This is a genomic window from Photobacterium sanctipauli, from assembly GCF_003026495.1.
Lineage (GTDB): Bacteria > Pseudomonadota > Gammaproteobacteria > Enterobacterales > Vibrionaceae > Photobacterium > Photobacterium sanctipauli.
Genome location: NZ_PYMA01000005.1, coordinates 1 through 17,173, shown reverse-complemented (window position 1 = coordinate 17,173; position 17,173 = coordinate 1). Strand labels below are relative to the sequence as shown.

The 17,173-nt window shown below is 37.5% G+C and carries 14 protein-coding genes; all 14 read right to left on the bottom strand.

Features of this window, described 5'->3' with window-relative positions; genetic code table 11:
* Positions 1 to 4: 4 nt before the first annotated feature.
* Entirely contained in the window at positions 5 to 1,270 is a 1,266-nt protein-coding gene (icmH, locus tag C9I98_RS09950) for a type IVB secretion system protein IcmH/DotU (protein ID WP_107271926.1), read from the bottom strand.
* Between the two features lie 2 nt (positions 1,271 to 1,272).
* Positions 1,273 to 2,604 (bottom strand): type VI secretion system baseplate subunit TssK, encoded by a 1,332-nt coding sequence (gene tssK, locus C9I98_RS09945; protein ID WP_107271925.1) that lies wholly within the window; start codon positions 2,602 to 2,604, stop codon positions 1,273 to 1,275.
* An 8-nt stretch (positions 2,605 to 2,612) separates the two neighbouring features.
* Positions 2,613 to 3,911 carry a type VI secretion system-associated FHA domain protein TagH gene (tagH, locus tag C9I98_RS09940; protein ID WP_107271924.1) on the bottom strand — a complete coding sequence of 433 codons (1,299 nt, stop codon included), beginning with the start codon at positions 3,909 to 3,911 and terminating at the stop codon, positions 2,613 to 2,615.
* Positions 3,912 to 3,971: 60 nt separating this feature from the next.
* Complete coding sequence (locus C9I98_RS09935; RefSeq protein WP_036825050.1) at positions 3,972 to 4,262, bottom strand: PAAR domain-containing protein; 291 nt, start codon at positions 4,260 to 4,262, stop codon at positions 3,972 to 3,974.
* Between the two features lie 16 nt (positions 4,263 to 4,278).
* Complete coding sequence (locus tag C9I98_RS09930; RefSeq protein ID WP_107271923.1) at positions 4,279 to 6,075, bottom strand: type VI secretion system Vgr family protein; 1,797 nt, start codon at positions 6,073 to 6,075, stop codon at positions 4,279 to 4,281.
* Positions 6,062 to 8,719, bottom strand: coding sequence for a type VI secretion system ATPase TssH (gene tssH / locus C9I98_RS09925; RefSeq protein WP_107271922.1), 2,658 nt, complete (start codon positions 8,717 to 8,719; stop codon positions 6,062 to 6,064). Before tssH ends, C9I98_RS09930 begins: the two co-directional genes overlap by 14 nt.
* Positions 8,720 to 8,766: 47 nt before the next feature.
* Positions 8,767 to 9,684, bottom strand: a complete 918-nt coding sequence (tssG, locus tag C9I98_RS09920; RefSeq protein WP_107271921.1) for a type VI secretion system baseplate subunit TssG — start codon at positions 9,682 to 9,684, stop codon at positions 8,767 to 8,769.
* The gene (tssF, locus tag C9I98_RS09915; protein WP_036827140.1) at positions 9,681 to 11,486 is read right to left on the bottom strand and encodes a type VI secretion system baseplate subunit TssF; all 1,806 of its coding nucleotides are present in this window, start codon (positions 11,484 to 11,486) and stop codon (positions 9,681 to 9,683) included. Before tssF ends, tssG begins: the two co-directional genes overlap by 4 nt.
* A gap of 13 nt (positions 11,487 to 11,499) precedes the next feature.
* Positions 11,500 to 11,901, bottom strand: a complete 402-nt coding sequence (locus C9I98_RS09910) for a hypothetical protein (protein WP_146153874.1) — start codon at positions 11,899 to 11,901, stop codon at positions 11,500 to 11,502.
* A gap of 32 nt (positions 11,902 to 11,933) precedes the next feature.
* Positions 11,934 to 12,437, bottom strand: a complete 504-nt coding sequence (locus C9I98_RS09905) for an Hcp family type VI secretion system effector (protein ID WP_107271919.1) — start codon at positions 12,435 to 12,437, stop codon at positions 11,934 to 11,936.
* A gap of 15 nt (positions 12,438 to 12,452) precedes the next feature.
* Entirely contained in the window at positions 12,453 to 13,964 is a 1,512-nt protein-coding gene (gene tssC / locus C9I98_RS09900) for a type VI secretion system contractile sheath large subunit (protein ID WP_036822720.1), read from the bottom strand.
* Positions 13,948 to 14,490 (bottom strand): type VI secretion system contractile sheath small subunit, encoded by a 543-nt coding sequence (tssB, locus tag C9I98_RS09895; RefSeq protein ID WP_036822717.1) that lies wholly within the window; start codon positions 14,488 to 14,490, stop codon positions 13,948 to 13,950. The genes tssC and tssB overlap by 17 nt, the downstream gene beginning before the upstream one ends.
* 11 nt (positions 14,491 to 14,501) lie before the next feature.
* A complete protein-coding gene (locus C9I98_RS09890) occupies positions 14,502 to 15,542 on the bottom strand; it encodes a type VI secretion system ImpA family N-terminal domain-containing protein (RefSeq protein WP_107271918.1) in 1,041 nt (346 codons plus the stop codon).
* Between the two features lie 338 nt (positions 15,543 to 15,880).
* The gene (locus tag C9I98_RS09885) at positions 15,881 to 16,879 is read right to left on the bottom strand and encodes a D-cysteine desulfhydrase family protein (RefSeq protein ID WP_036827742.1); all 999 of its coding nucleotides are present in this window, start codon (positions 16,877 to 16,879) and stop codon (positions 15,881 to 15,883) included.
* Positions 16,880 to 17,173: the final 294 nt, after the last annotated feature.

Below are 17,173 nucleotides of genomic sequence, written 5' to 3'. Positions count from 1 at the left end.
TTCCTCAGTAGGACAATATATGCTTAACTTCAATGCGCCTATTTAATGCTCGATTTTCTGGTGAATTATTCGGCTTTAAGGGACTAGTATCTCCCATCCCTAATACTGAAATTAATTCGTCAGAAACACCGAGATTGATCAACTTTAAAGAAAAAGCTTCTGCTCTCGCCCTAGATAAATGCCAGTTAGAAGGAAAAGAAAAAGATTTAATTGGTATATTATCAGTATGACCAATCACTTCAATCGGTGTACCTAATAGGTTAATTTTATCAGCCAGTAAAGATATTATCTCTTCTTGGTTTTTACTTATTTTTGTACTGCCAGATTCAAACAAATTGCCAGTAATTATGATGAATTCAACATTTCCCTTTTGTTTATAAGAGACTAAATTTTCCTTAATTTCTTTTTCTAGTAAATAACCCAATGAGCTATTATTATTAACTGGGCTCTCAATCAAATCATCAGTATTAACTGTTTGTCCATCTTGCAGTGGAACTCGCTCAACTTCAAGTGAAGTCGATGGCGACCACGTATATATTCTACTAAACATCCTACTTTCTAGATCTGATGAATAAAAGTACCAACTACCATAACTTAGCAGACAACAAAGGACTGTAATAGCAAAGATCAATGTTAATGGTATTAAACGCTTCTTATTAACAATTGGATAATTTTTAATAGGGTACTCTGAATGAAACTTTTTTGTTACGTTTTTATCTTTTATTAACCATTGAAAGACTTCGTTTCGTATACTTAACAGTTCATCTTCTCCATTTTGGAGATGATAATATTTACCTTTAAAGCCAAACGATAAACAATAGCCAGCTATTTCCAACGCAACATAATATCGCTGTGGCTGTTGGATGCACATCTGAATAATTTGAAAAAACTTCTCACCACCATGCGTTTCATTAAAAAATAAACTGAGCAAAGATTGCGACGGCCAAGGTGATATTTTTCCCCATGGTTTTTTCATTATTTTTTCATCAATTAAGCAACACAAGCAATAGCGACATGAAGAGAGTATCACTTGGTCAGATTGAAACCGTTCAAGGCTTAATAGCTTCGTACGGAATTCATTGTATAGTGATTGGGTAGCATTTTCTTCCAATTGATCAGGCAAAGAAGCGACCATATAAAGAATATTCATTACTGATTCATTAAAATAATCACAATCAGTAAGCTCTGATTCCAAATCAGCTATCAAGCCTTGATTATTTTGTACTGATGATAAATCAGAATCTTTAATATCACTCTTAGACCAAAACATATCTATTCCTGCTTAATGACCCAGAGCTCAAGGGCTAATGATGGATACTCAGCACCAGGATGGATGGCAAATCCAACTGAATGTTTCATTTGATGCCATAAGTCGCTATTCTGACCTACTTCGAAATAAACATAATCTTTATAGTATGGCATTTCTTCAGGAACAACTTGTACCGGCGATAAGCCTAAGCCAGGTAATTGCAACTGGACAAGCTCTGTCAGTTTCTCTGCTGGTGCAATCTTAGCTTGTTGTGGAAAACGGAGTCTTAATTGCTCTGAAGGTATTTGTGAACTGGCGGCAAGAATAACTCGACTGTTATTTAGTAGTGAATTATCATCAATCCTTGCCAATTGAATACCATATTTTTTTTCCTCCAATTCAAGATGGATTGCTCGCATAGCAATCACACCACCCAGCTGTGCTTCTATTACGCTAAGAACCAATAGTAGAGATTGTTCGAGATTGCGGTGATCATAAATAGATAAATCAGGTGGTTTTATTTGACTTCCTTCTTGTGTGAAGACTGTAAGGTCACCGGCAATATACAGGCAAAGCTTAAATAACTCGTAGGGGTGTATCTCCTTCTGCCCTAGATACTGTTTCCATAACAGCAAGTAGCGATTTATAGTCTGCAAGTGAAGAAACTCTAATGTATTTGTACCTAATGCCCTTTTTACAACACCTATTTGATCGCTGAACATTGCAACTCTTTGCAGCATGAGTGCATGTATCTGATTTTGTCTCTCTATAATCACTGGTGACAATTTTGTATTTAATATAGTCGGAATAAAGTTATCATCAAGCGTCACTACACCGAGTTCATCAACAGATTGAATTTTTACGATTGGGATTACTAAGCAATCAGTTGGCACAGTATCTTCCATATAGAGTGTTAGATTTAAACTAGCCGACTCGATCTCTTTGTCTATTTCACTCGGATTTTCAGGAGTTTCAATCGAGACGTAGCGAGATTGCTCGTGGGAACCTTTAGATTGAGGTACTAACCCTTGGTTTCTCCCAGAGATAGGAAGTGTCAAACAAAGACATTTACCAGTAGATTCAACATTTATCTCAAAAACTAATGGTAACAAATCCCTTTCTGGTGATTGAAACACCGTCCCATCTCGGAAAACACCACTCACCTCAGTAACAGCAAATTTTCCATGCTCTAGTAGCTTTTTCTCATAAGCTAAAGATTTAAGGCCGTAGCAATAATCGTTAAAAAAAGTGATTGCATTTTGAGTAGCACTTTCTGAATAACGAAAATCTTGCTCAAAATGTTCTGGCTTCAAGAACATACCTTCATACCAAACAACACGATTACGGCTAACCATATAAAAACTCACTTATCATTTAATTTTGCAATTTCAGATTCATATATTTGAATAAATATCATATTAACTCTTTGTATTAATTCATCATTTTCTTTACTGATAAATAGATCATACTGTTTTTCATAATTATCCCAACACTTTCTTTTAATTGATATTTTAGATAAAAAACCTGTGTTTTCTTGCCTTGTTAACGTTAAAATATTTTCTGGTGACATCTTTGATAAAGTCATTTCAATCGTTTTTTGCATAGCCGCCATAACGACAGCTTCATGCAAAGTTATATCTTTAACCACTTCTTTCACTGCATCAGGTCCAATTATGTAAGCATCTTCATTAGTGCTTAATGCTTTAATTAAATCTCTTGCTGATGCTGAAAATTTGAATGGATTATTATCTTTATCCTTGATTTGAGTTCTCTGTAATCTATATTCATTTTTAATATTCTCCCTTAAACGTACCAACTCTGTCATTCCCTCCAATAGTGCTTTCATTACTAAACCAAGATTTCTTGCTATATCTTGATTTGTACAATCAAGATCTTCACTTAACTCATTAATAAAACAATCCCAGTATAACGCCTTATTTATATCTTGATTCGATGTTATTGCTTGACTTTGACTACTCTGACCATCTTTATTATTTTCAAGTCCCGTTTGTGAATTATCATCACTTGAACTTGTATCATAATTAAAAATTCTAGTTGTTGGTTCTTTCGGTATTTCTGAATCTGTTTTTTGAATATTTGGTACTTCACTTACAGGTAAATTGTTATCATCTTCTCCTAACCAATCATCATCAAGTGCTGAGTTATTGCTGTTTGAAACATCAGAAGGGATAGTACTTCCTGTACTTTGACTTGAGGATATGCCTGGTCCTGGGAAGCCTGCTGGATTAGAACTAAACAACCCTTCTAAACCACTAAATAATTTTTCTTCTGTATTTGGGTTTAAACCATGATTGTTATTAGCATCTTGACTAACTATAGATTTTTCAAATTTCACCAAAAAATCGTAAGGGCCAATGGTTATTTTATCTCCTTCCCTGAGCATAACAGAGCTACCTTTTTCAATACGCTGTGATGAGCTATTCAAAAAAGTACCATTTGTGCTTGTATCAGCAAGATAGAATTGATTTCCTTGACAATAAATTGATGCATGATGAGACGATACACACAATGTTTCATCAATAAGCACTAAATCATTATCTTCTTTTCTCCCAATCGTAATACCACGTTGCTCATCTACAAACATTTTACCTCGGCAAAAATTCACCAATGATGTTGTTAACAAGCTGATGGTTAATTGCATTGCAGCACCTCAAGTCAAGATAAACCTATTCATTTATACGATTGATTCCATTTCGAATTTTCAACCTCCAATTAATACAGTCGGACACCCTAGCGTAATAACGCCACCATGAGCTGTCATATCCCCTACTCTTGCAGCAGGCTTTCCTCCGATAAAAACAGTCATAGACCCCTTAATCAGAACATCTGGACCACCGACACAAATTGCTCTATCTCCAATTACAGAAGCGATCAAACCACCGATTATGACACTTGGTATACCAGGGCCAATAATTGGCCCACCAACATGAGGTACAACACCTGTTATCATTGGGCATATGTGCATATCAGTCAATCTAGCGGCAAAAGGCATAAACAACCTCAAATCATTAGTTGATTTTTACTAGGGTTCCGTTAATTTTTATAATTCCCATTGTTTTAATATTTATTCCTTCGGGGCCTATCGATATTTTAGAACCACTGCACTCTAAAGTTATCTTTGTTTTTGATTTTAAATTAACCTCACCTAAAATTTCATGGTTCATATCTCCTAACACCTCATGCTTCATATCACCTTTAGTCTTTCTCTCTTCGTTCCCGTAAATAGTTACAGATTTATCTTTCTTCACCTCTTCATTCACGTAACCGTTGGTTTTCTCATTCCGATCATTTAACGTATTTATCTCGAGGTTGTTTTCAGCCTTTAATCGAATCAACTCTGCTCCATTTGAATCGTCTAAAATAAACTCATTGTACCCTTTTCCATTTGGAGTACTTTTTGTTTTCCATCCAGATATACTTTCATTTTCTGGCAAAGTGTAAGGAAGTTGCATTTTTGGGTTATAGACACGGCCTGTGATTATAGGCTTATCAGGATTGCCAAGCTCATAGGAGACAATAACTTCTTCATTTACTCTTGGTATAGATACGTAGCCATAACCTGCTCCTGACCAGCCTTGGGCAACTCGAATCCAGCAAGAGCTATTTTCATCTTTTTTACCAATACGATCCCAATGAAATTGCACTTTAACTCTACCTAGTTTATCTGTGTAAATTTCTTTCCCTTTGGGTCCCACCACAATTGCCGTATCAACACCTGATACATTCGGCTTGCTTACTCTTTTATTAAGTCTAAACTGATTATTTTTTAGCGTTGCCTTGAACCTACATACCATACTGCTTGTGTTTGAATCTGAGCTCCGTGCAGATGCATTAGTTATGTTATATTCAATATTTGTTATAAGATATTGATCATTTAAGCATTCCTGTGGGTGATCTTCCAGTTTAATAAAATATCCAGAGCAAAGGTGTGGGCTCGCTGTTTCACCAATAAAGTACTCACTCTGAGTTGAGCTCTGGAGAACAATTTCATTTTCAAGCTCGGACTCACTTTGAGCCTGATTATGAGCGGGGTATTGGTATATTTCTTTGTTTGTTAGATGCTTTAATGGGGATACTTTTTCGACTTCGTAAGGTGCATTTGGTTTTAAATAATCAAATTTTCTTGATGTGTTTTTATTGTGTTTTACACGTGCGATATTTTTCCATACTCTCAACGTATTTTTATCAGGTGTAATAACATTCTCTTTTGCCATCAATAATGAAAACTTAGCGCCTTTTTCTAAGCAATAATGGCAATTATTATTATCAATAAATACAATAGTACAGCTATTTTTATTGTGCTCAAAGTAGTAATAAAGACCATACTCTTTTATCATGCGCGTAATGAAACTCAAGTCGGTTTCATTGTATTGAGTACAGTACTCAATAACACTATATTGAGAGTCAGTTACCACTTTGTAATCAGCAATACCTAGTTCATCAATTTTCTTCTTTATAATATCAATGACGGTCATGTTCTGATAAATACAACAATCCTGCTTAAACTGACTAAACCCAAACTCTGGTAATATTCGTAATCTATATTTCAAATAATGTTCTTCAATAGTTTCAAAATCACACTCGCTGACAAACCCATAGTAATATCGTTTATCTGTTGACTCTTGACCTTTTACCACTAGGTTCACCGGTTTGTTCAACCAAGAATGAGTAAAGTTAATACCCTCTTCTCTGTATATCCAAATGTCTGTATATCCTGGTTCACCAATTAACTCAATAATATTACAGTGAATAATTAGTAATTCTTCACCGTCTAAAGTGCCTTCTACAAGATTACTGCTGCTCATCTGGTTCTCCAGCACTCTTCGTTTCGATGTCACTTGCCGAGGTCTCTATATAAGGCTTACCTTGCTCATCAAGACTTATCACAACAGATTTATACTGATCAAGCTGACTTAAATTATTAAGCGCAAACTCACTTAATAATGATGAAATATGCTGGTTAATATTGTTAGCAATAAGCCGAGCACCGCTCTGTCTTACTTGACAAAGTTCTATCAGCCAGGAGTACACCTCAGATTCAATATTAATAGTAATACCATAATGTTCATTAAACCTCGATGATACCCTCTGTAACTTGCTTTTTATTATCGCCTCAACAGATGAACGGCTTAATGGCATATAAGGTACAATGACTAAACGACCTAAAAAAGCATCTGGAAATACTTCACGTAATTCAGGCGTAATGGCCTCTTTAGCTGCTGAGATGTCTACTGAATTACCATTATCATCATTTAACGCCAGTAATGCGTCACTACCAACATTTGAGGTAAGTAAAATCAATGTATTCTTAAAATCAATGTAACGTCCTTCTCCATCTTCCATTCCACCACGATCAAACACTTGGTAGAAAATCTCATGTACATCGGGGTGTGCTTTTTCAATTTCATCCAACAAGATCACACTGTAAGGCTTTCTTCGAACAGCTTCTGTTAACACCCCACCCTCACCATACCCGACATAGCCCGGTGGTGCCCCTTTAAGGGTCGACACTGTATGAGACTCCTGAAATTCACTCATGTTTATAGTGATGAGATTTTGCTCTCCGCCATACAGAGTATCTGCTAGAGCAAGGGCTGTTTCTGTTTTACCTACACCAGACGAACCTGCAAGTAAAAATACCCCATTAGGCGCATTAGGCTCACTAAGTCCTGATCGGCTGATACGAATTTGATTTGCTAACAATGCTAGGCTGGTGTTTTGACCATAAATACGTTGCTGAAGTCGTGACTCGAGTTCTAATAACTGCTTTCCTGTATCTTCAACCATATGACCTAATGGTATTCCGGTCCAACCGCTCACAACCTCTGCGACAATCCGCTCATTTACACATGGAAATACCAATCCATGGGATTTGTGCCTATCATTTAACTCCTCTTTTAACGATAAAATCAGATCGTTTGATTCTTGCTCTCTGGGTTCAGTTTCAATTTCTATGATTTTTTCTACTAACTCTTTCTGAACTAACCACTCGTCATTTAGCTCAGCGATTTCTGTATTCACTTTATCAATTTGCTCGCTTAGAGAGACAAGTTGTTCATCACAAGTAATCCCTTGTTCAGATTCCGCTTTTTTATACTCCTGCTCAATCAACAATCGCTCTCTTCGTTGTTCTTTGTCTTCAAGCGCTGCAGGTTCAGTGTGCTGACTTAATGCGACTCTTGCACAAGCAGTATCGAGTAAACTTACAGCTTTGTCAGGCAGCTGCCTGTCGGGTATATAGCGTTTTGATAAGTTGACTGCCGATTCTAAAGCACTTTCTAACGTTGCTACTTTGTGATGTGAATATAGAGACTTTTGTAGCCCCCTCAACATTGCAATAGCAATTTGATCATCAGGTTCTTCAACTTTAACCACTTGAAATCGGCGAGTTAAAGCCGGATCTTTTTCTATATATTTCTTATATTCGCTCCAAGTCGTCGCTGCAATGGTTCGTAAGCTGCCTCGGGCAAGCTCTGGCTTTAATAAGTTAGCAGCATCGCCAGTACCCGCAGCTCCACCAGCTCCAATTAATGTGTGTGCTTCATCGATGAACAAAATGGTGGGCGTAGTCGCTAACTTAATTGCCTCAATCACCTCTTTTAGCCGTTGCTCAAACACACCTTTAACGCTTGCGCCAGCTTGAAGCAAACCGAGGTCCAACACTCGGACTGCCACACCTTTAAGTGATGGAGGCACATTTCCTTCAGCCACACGAAGAGCAAAACCTTCGACTACCGCTGTCTTCCCAACTCCGGCTTCCCCTGTCAAAATAGGATTGTTCTGCCGCCTTCTGAGCAAAATATCAACCAGTTGCCGAATTTCCTGCTCACGCCCAATAACAGGGTCAAGCTCCCCAGCAGTAGCTTGGGCGGTTAAATCAATGGTATAGCGGTTCAAGACATCAGATTCTAGTGTATTGCTATTACCTGATATTTCTTGATCCGTAGCCTCATTTACCAGAGGCTCATTATATTCGGCTGAGCTTACTGTAATTTCTAACAGAGAGTTTGATAGCTCATCAGCGCGTACTTTCTTAAACTCTAATGAAATTCCACGCAATACATTTTGTAGTGACTTATCTTTCAAGATACCGAGAAGTAAATGGCCACTACGAATTTTCTTCTCGTTATACACCAAACTGGTATACAACCATGCTTCTTGTACAGCTTGATCAACATGAGCAGAGATGTCAGACACTGACGATGCACCTGATTGAAGCTGGTTCAGCGCTTGTGACAAATCATTCATTAACCGACTATCATCAATATCAAAGTGCCTGTTAATCAATAATAAATCGCTGTTTTGCAGTTGATATATCTGATTAAGCCAATGTACCAGTTCAACATGGCTATTGCCTCGCATTTTACAGAGGCTGGTTGCACTCTCTATCGACTTATATAACAAGCTATTTAGTTTTTGAAATAATGCTAAACGAGTGATATCAGCCATTATTCTCTCCGGTACAAGCTATCAACTAATTTATATCAAACAAAATCCTAAGACACCTGAACGTAATCCCAGCTGATTCTATCACTGTGACTATCAGCCCAACTGTTTACTCCTAATCGCATCTCGCCTAAATTAGTAGGAGACTGAATTAATACACCGATATTTAACACGATGACTAAGTTTCGCCCCATAAAGCTATGAATTAAGTGAAAGACATCCTGGATATTTTTCGGATCAGTCATGGTTGAATACTGCTCCATGCTCAGCGGTCCGAGTTTAATACATATTGCTTCTGTAACGGTTAGTACTCTACTGCCTAAGACCATCCCATGGCCTAGCCAAGAATTAGCGATACCAACCTCTGTCTGATCGCTTCTCTCAAGTTTCAACCAATAAGGCTGAAACTCACGCACATTAACTTGTACGTTCAAAGCAGCAGACAGCATCGATCTTAATGAACACACACTAGCTTGGTTTTTCATCCATAAAGGAAGGGCTTGGAGGCTGTTCACAGAACCCCTTGATAAACCCGAGGTTTTCGCGTGAACAGCTGCTGAATCAATCAGTTTCGTTAACAATGAATGTTTTCTATTAACTGCCGTAATCATCTGACTATTTGCCATTGCACGCCAATAAAGCATAAACAAACGATGGTTGAATATATCTAAGAAAGCGACTTTGGCTTGTTCTGTTTTTTTATCACGCCATAATTCTTCAGACCAATCACGTGGTAATGGCCCATCATAACCATTGATGCCGATGACACACTGTTCAATTAACCATTTATTATTTGATTTTTCTATTGAAAGAAAATCATTGGCGGGAAAGGCAAGAGAAAGAGACTGCTTAAATTGGACTTGTTCATAGCTAGCTATGGTTTCTTCACCCACACCAACACCGTAGTTATACTCATATTGAAGTAACCAATCGAATATGGACCCTTTTTCAGACACTAAGCCGCTCATAATAGCTTTCCAAGACCATTTTGGATTGGCCACGTTGCGATCACATCGTATTTTTTTGAATGCAATGTCAATTCAATAAAGCTATTCACAGGCATCCAACATGCCAGCATCCGCTCTATGACAGCACCAAGTAGCCATGTTTCACCATGCGGATAAGCTTCATCATTAATATGCAAATCAATATGTAGTCCCCTCGCTATTGTAGGTATACCAGAACATGATACTTTACGAACAATATCTTGGTGATAGATAGCATCAATACTATTGCATAATTGCTTTTGTCTGACTCCACCTTGAGGTACGAAAACACTTAAATATTGGCGAAGTCTTTTAGCACTTTGCTTAGGGTCATCACATAAAATATATGTTAGCTGATTAGCAATATTTTGAATCAATGACCAAGATGCCTGCTCATCAATAGGTGGGTAATAACTATTACTTGGCCCCACCAAGGCTTTAACTCCTGATATTCTAACCTCTGACTCTAATCGCCAGTCAACGTTAATATTACCTTCTCGAATAAGTTCTGGCCAACGGCGGTTACTGCATACCCCCTCTAATGCAACTTGTTTTACTTGCTTATCTTCATCCACAGGAAAAGCTAAACTGATGAACATTTCAGTTGTTTCTGAAACATATGGATCGTTAGACATAGTTGTATTTCTAATCAACTCATACATATATTCTGAATGAGGTGATAACGTTGTAGTCGGCGTGAATTCATTTAACCTTTCATTACCATAATCAAAACCATTCACTGATTTTACAGACAAAACCTCAAATGCAGAGGGCGCCACCTTGTCAGCATATAATGGATATTCTGTTTTACTAGATGTCAGGTTTATACGATCAATTCTTCTTGAAAATCGATTAACTGCATAAATGCAATTAAATTTAAAGCAATTAGTTGAGTATTCTTCTTTTGGTTGTAGCCATTCAGATTCAGATAATATCCATACCTCTATTTCTTGCTCATTACCAGTTAAGGTAGACGAAAGATCTAAACTAAAAAACTGAAATTTTTGAGGAAAATGAAAATACTCACAACCAAACCGGTATGACTCTAAGCTAAGTCGATCATTATCCTTGATAATATCATTTTTACTATCAAACACGAAGCCATCTAATTGGCAATATTTAGCATGTAACTTTTGTGCTTTCTGTTTAGTTGAGACAACAATAAATGGCTTTGACGACCAAAATTGTTGATAAAACAAACTTGCACATGAAGGTTTCATATCAACATAAAAGCTTACAGGTTTTTCTGCTGAGAAAAAATCGTCGTCTTCGACAGATATTTTCAGTATGATCGCTGTCTTCTGCTTTTTTTTGTCTAAGGCTGATAAACAAGCAGGAAAAGCAATATTACTGTCTAACGTTTCTATTTGATGAATTTTAGCATTATTCAAATTTTGAGTATCATAAACAGTAAAACGGCATGCTGGAATCGGGGGCTTTTCCATCGAGATTAGTTCACTTCCAACCTCAACAACTCCGTTCTGTTCTACACCTTTTAGCTGAAAAATGCAGCTCGACGGTAATGGCTGTCCAACTTGAGGAAACATAGTTTCAATAAGTTGGGCTGCTAGACGGGGATAAGCGGCATCAATTTTATATTGAATTCGGCTCGTTAAAAATGCGACACTTTCAATTAAGTGTTCGACATAAGGATCTGATGATGAACTCTTATCTAAACCTATTCTGCTCGCAATATCTGGATAAGTTTTGCTAAAGTCATTGCCTAACTCTATGAGATACTCAAGTTCCTTTTTATAAAAGGAAAGAAGTAAGCTAGCCTTCATCTCAATCACCATTTTAACTTTTAGTCACTCTACCCGAAATTAGATCAACCTCAAATTTAAGCAATAATGGTAAAGTAGTTGGTATTGCAATAGCCTCACATTGCAAACTCAGCATTAATATACCTGACTTGATATCAAACTCTTGAACATCTAATTTCATTGTTTTTTTTACAAGTCTTGTTTCATATATCATAATATTTTTTTTAAGCTGATTAATAACTTCTAATTCATTACTTTCAAATTGACTGTAGTTTAAACAATCAATACCATAGTTAATTACACTGTCATTTACAAACATGGTTACAGGCAATATTACACGGGTTGAGTTATTATTTAGAATAGATTCTATGTTTCTAATTATTGAGTTTAAAATATTTTTCTCATAATTTTTTTCAAGCTTTTCACATAAACTCAAACCTATAACCTCACAATAATTAATCTATCAGTTCAATTCGTACTTCCTGTCAAACCAGCAATATCAAATTTGACACCCTTCTCTGCTTTTGCTGCCCCATCATAATCTTGTGGTGTATATATAAATTCAAATTCTTTAAAATTGAGATAAATAGTTTCGATAGGTAAGTCTTTACCATCATTTTGATCAATTCCTGTTTCTATTTTTGTAATCATTACCTTTTCTAGATATAAATAATGAAACTGGACTTGACCTGCATCACCACCAGCTTTTCTTGCACTTAGTTCTGCATTTTCAAAATGTTTACCTTGGCAACACATAAGTGTAAAGATCGGAGAAGATCTATCAATTAATTTAGTAATTTTCAAATCGCCAACTGATACTTTACCCACTCCCCCACCACTACCAACATGCATGGATCCTCCTTGTGATAATTCCCATTCCCATGAAATTATATCAATTGCACTATCAAAGGCATCATCCTGGGATCCCCCCTGAATCTGACCTAAAGATAAATGCATATCTACTGCAGACATAATAAGACCTCACTTTTATGATTTACCGTTTGGAAGTTTTGAAACTAAACGTAGTGAAATTGTTAATCCTTCCAACTGATAATGTGGCTTTAGATAGAAGTTTGCTTTGTAATAACCTGGATTACTCTCATCATCAAATACTTCAACATCAGCATCTGATAAAGGTTTTTTTGCCTTTACTTCTTCACTGGACAGCATTGGTGAGCCATCTACATATTGAATAACCCATTTTTTTAACCATTTCTCCATCTCGCTTCTCGATTTAAATGAGCCAATTTTATCTCGCACAATACACTTCAAATAATGGGCAAAGCGACTGGTTGCAAACAAATAAGGTAAGCGTGCCGACAATTCTGCATTTCTTGTTGCATCGGCATCCTCATACTGCTGTGGTTTTTGCAATGTTTGCGCTGAAAGAAAAGCCGCTAAGTCAGTATTTTTACGATGGACTAACGATAGTAAACCATTTTTACTCAGCTCGGCTTCACGCCGGTCACTAATCGCAATTTCTGTTGGGCACTTTAGATCAACGCCACCATCATCTGATGGGAAAGTATGTGTTGGCAACTCTTCAACAACGCCACCTGATTCAATCCCGCGAATTCTTGAACACCAGCCATACTCTTTAAAAGAACGATTAATATTGGCTGCCATTAAATACGACGCATTACCCCAGCAATATTGTGACGAATCACCTAAGCTAGTTTCTTCCTCAAAGGCAAAACCATCAACAGGATTTGTTTGAGCGCCATATGGCAAGCGAGCAAGATAGCGAGGCATAGTCAGTGAAATGTATCTTGCATCTTCACTACTTCGAAATGAATTCCAACTTGCGTATTCTGGTGTCTGGAATATTTTGGTTAGATCTCTTGGGTTACTTAGCTCTTGCCAAGTGTCCATCTGTAACAAACCAGGTGCTGCACTGGCAATAAATGGTGCATGACTTGCCGCTGCAACTCTTGCCATGCCTTTTAGAAACTCTACATCCTGCGGGCTGTGATCAAAGTAAAAATCGCCAACTAGGCAACCGTATGGTTCACCACCAAGTTGTCCGTATTCACTTTCATATACTCGCTTAAACAATGGGCTTTGATCCCAAGCTATACCTTTATATCGCTTGAACATCTTCTGTAGCTCATCACGTGACATATTTAATACACGAATTTTAAGCTTTTCATCTGTTTCTGTATTCGAAACAAGGTATTCTACTCCACGCCAAGCACTCTCTAATCGCTGGAACTCTTCGTGATGAATGACTTGGTTGACTTGCTGTGTGAGCTTTAGATCGATATTAGCGATGACTGCTTCAATGGTTTCAAACGCGTTATCTGACACCAGCTGAGTATCAGATAGTACTTCCTCAGCTAGACTAGCAATCGCTTTTTCAACTTGTGATTTAGCTTCATCAGTTCTTGGCTTAAAGTCTTTTAGCAGCAATTCTTTAAAACTATCTTCTACAAGTTCAGTATTTAACTGCTCTTGACTTAACGCTTCAGACTCAACGGATGAATTAGTTTCTTGTGCCATTGTCATCATCCTCAACCGCTGCCGCCCCTTCATCTGGGCTTGGCATACTCAATAGGGATTTCAATAAAGCAGGGTCACTCAATGCTTCATTTAGTTTCTGCTCAACATTGGCCTTGCCATCCATATAGGTTAAGAGGTTTGAAAGCTGTTTTCTCACTTCTAATAGCTTTCTTATTGGCTCAACTTTCTCAGCAACAGCATCTGGCGAAAAGTCTTTCATTGACTCAAAAGTAATGGATACAGGCATTTTTCCGCCATCGTCCGTTAGCGTGTTCTCAACATGGAACTCAACCTTAGGTTTGAAGGCTTTCAACCTATCATCAAAGTTATCTATGTCTATTTCTAAGAATTTCCGCTCATCTGCAGGTGGTAGTTCAGCATTACCTTTTCCTGAAAGATCAGACATTACTCCCATAATAAACGGAAGCTCTATTTTTTTATTTGAACCGTATGACTCAACATCATATTCAATCTGAACCCTTGGTGCTCGGTTTCTTGCTATAAACTTCTGTCCAGAATCAGGCATGATAACTCTCTCTATTCTTCGCCTTTATTTTCTTGGGGTTTAGTAATACTTGGTGTTCCGAATAGCACTTTTATGCGATCAACACTTTCTGGTGCTAAATCTTCTAACACACCAATAAAATCTTTTGATGCTAACTTTATGCAACGATCCAGTAAACAAGGAACAGGACTACTTGGTTCATTGTCTTTAAAGTATTGAGATACCTTATTTAACAGTTTAATGGCATCACTTTTGTTTGATATGGAAATATCTTCCACTAATACTTTATGAGTATTATTCTTGGTTATATAGTTACTGCTTTTTGAGCTCTGGTCTTTAGTGAGCGTATCAATAGCCTTGTTCTCATCATTCACTATATTAATATCGTTTGTTTGTATTTTACCTGAGTGAAGGTGCCATGAATCAACTAAACCAAGCATCAAGTTACCAATCTTTTCACTCATTACCAAAACATAAGAACTACTACCATTCAATTTCTCTGATAAAAACAATGATAAGTCAGCCATTTTATCTCTTGCTTTCAGTAGCTTACCATAAATTACTTCGACTTCAGATTGTTCAACTTCATCAATTAATTCATTAAGTGAGACAGTTATTGACTCTCCCTGACTTTGGCTAAATGCCGACCAAGAGTCATAACTCCAACAACCAAGGCGCTCATGTCTCACAACTGACAACTTGTTCCAATATGTACATTGACTTATTAAATATGAAAAAATACTATCTCTAATATCTAATTCATCTTCACTGATAATTGGGTAGCATTCATCCCAATATTGAACAGACATATCACAAAGTTGCTCTGTTGAACTTATGGCTGAATTTACATCATCATTAATTAAAGCATAAACGATATCATACGTTAGTAGTCTAAGATCTATCGTTTCCTTTAACATCTCATCTAAGTATCGCCTGACTAGCTTTTGTTTTTCTAAATCACTATCTTCAGTTTCTTCTGTAATCACCATCGACTCATTATTACCACCTTCGAAGTAGTCGATAAGCTCAAGATAGCGATGATCATATTCGAGATTATTACCAACATCACTCATGACAAATGGCCATAATGACTAGCAATGATTACAGGTTAGTTTAGAGTTTTGATCGCTGCAAGAAATATTAATCTTTTTTGTAAGTGTAAATAGGCAGCGCTTTTTTGCTTAACTTTAACTTATTTATCTTTATATGAAAAGTTTAACTTAAAACTAAATTTATTATATGAATAGAACATATTAATTATAATTGTAGATGAGTAAATTAAAGTAAAAGGTAAATAAATACTGATATTTACCTTTACTTTATTAATGATACTTAATTAATGATTATTAGATACATGATAAACTCAGTATTCATCGCCTATTGGTTAATATAACGAGAAATTAATTTAACCTCAGGCTTCAAAAGCCTCTCTATAACTAAAGAGCCCTTGGCTACCGCCCGTATGCAGGAACAATATGTTACTGCCCGGTTTAATCTCACCGGTTTCGCATAAGTCGATTAAGCCAGCCATTGCTTTGCCGGTATAGACAGGGTCTAGCAGCAAACCTTCAAGTTGGGCACAGCACTTCACCGCAGAAATCATAGCCGCTGTTGTGATACCGTATCCTTCACCGTAGTAGTTACCGTTAGTGGCAACTTTGTTAGCCGATAGCTTAGGATCAAATTCCAGGTGAGTTAGCATTTGCTTCAGCAACTGCTCAACTAGCTTGTTCTGCTCCTCGGCTGAACGGCTAACATTGATACCGAGTACCGGTATATCACTGCCAGCCGCGATAAGTCCCGCTAGCAAACCAGCTTGTGTACCTGCACTGCCTGTTGCTAGCACAATCTGATCTATTTGCGTGTTCTGTGTCGCTAGTTGCTGCACTAGCTCATTCGCGCATCGTACATAGCCTAAGCTGCCAATCACGTTCGAGCCGCCCATCGGGATTAAATACGGCTTCTTCCCTTCCCCCTCAAGTTTCTTAATGAGTGCTTGGGCTACATCATTGCAATCATCGTCAATATCTACAGGGTGGATATTTGCCCCTAACAAGCTATCCAACAACATATTGCCATTGTTGTAATAATCCTCTTTAGGTGTACCTGAAACATCTTCCAATACCAGTTCACAGCCAAAGCCAAACTTGGCAGCCGCAGCGGCAGTCTGCCTCGCATGGTTAGATTGGAAGCCACCAACAGTAACCAAAGTATCGGCATCTTGCTGCTTGGCATCGGCAATGAGATATTCAAGCTTGCGGGTTTTGTTACCCCCGCCAGCCAACCCAGTACAATCGTCGCGCTTAATATACAGATTGCACTGAAGTTCATTCGATAAACGGGGCAAAAACTCTAGTGGCGTAGGTGAATGTGTAATGTTCACGCGGGGGATAAGCTCAAAATCTTTCATCACTGATAGTTTCCTAAGTTTAACTATCGTCATTTTAAAGCAGGCATCCAACATTGTTAACGTGCTAAGTACCCAATATCACCAGAATTTGATACGCATTACATTTAAGCTATGGCTGGCGCTCCAGCGGGACTCATTCGGCCAAAGGACGAACATCAAATTTAACCGATACATAAAGTAGGGTGAGGCGTTACCGCCTCATCCCTCTTACAGAACCGTACGTACGGACCTCGTATACGGCTCATGCACGTTTCCATTCAGCGTAATTGCTGAACACATACCCTGTCTTTACAT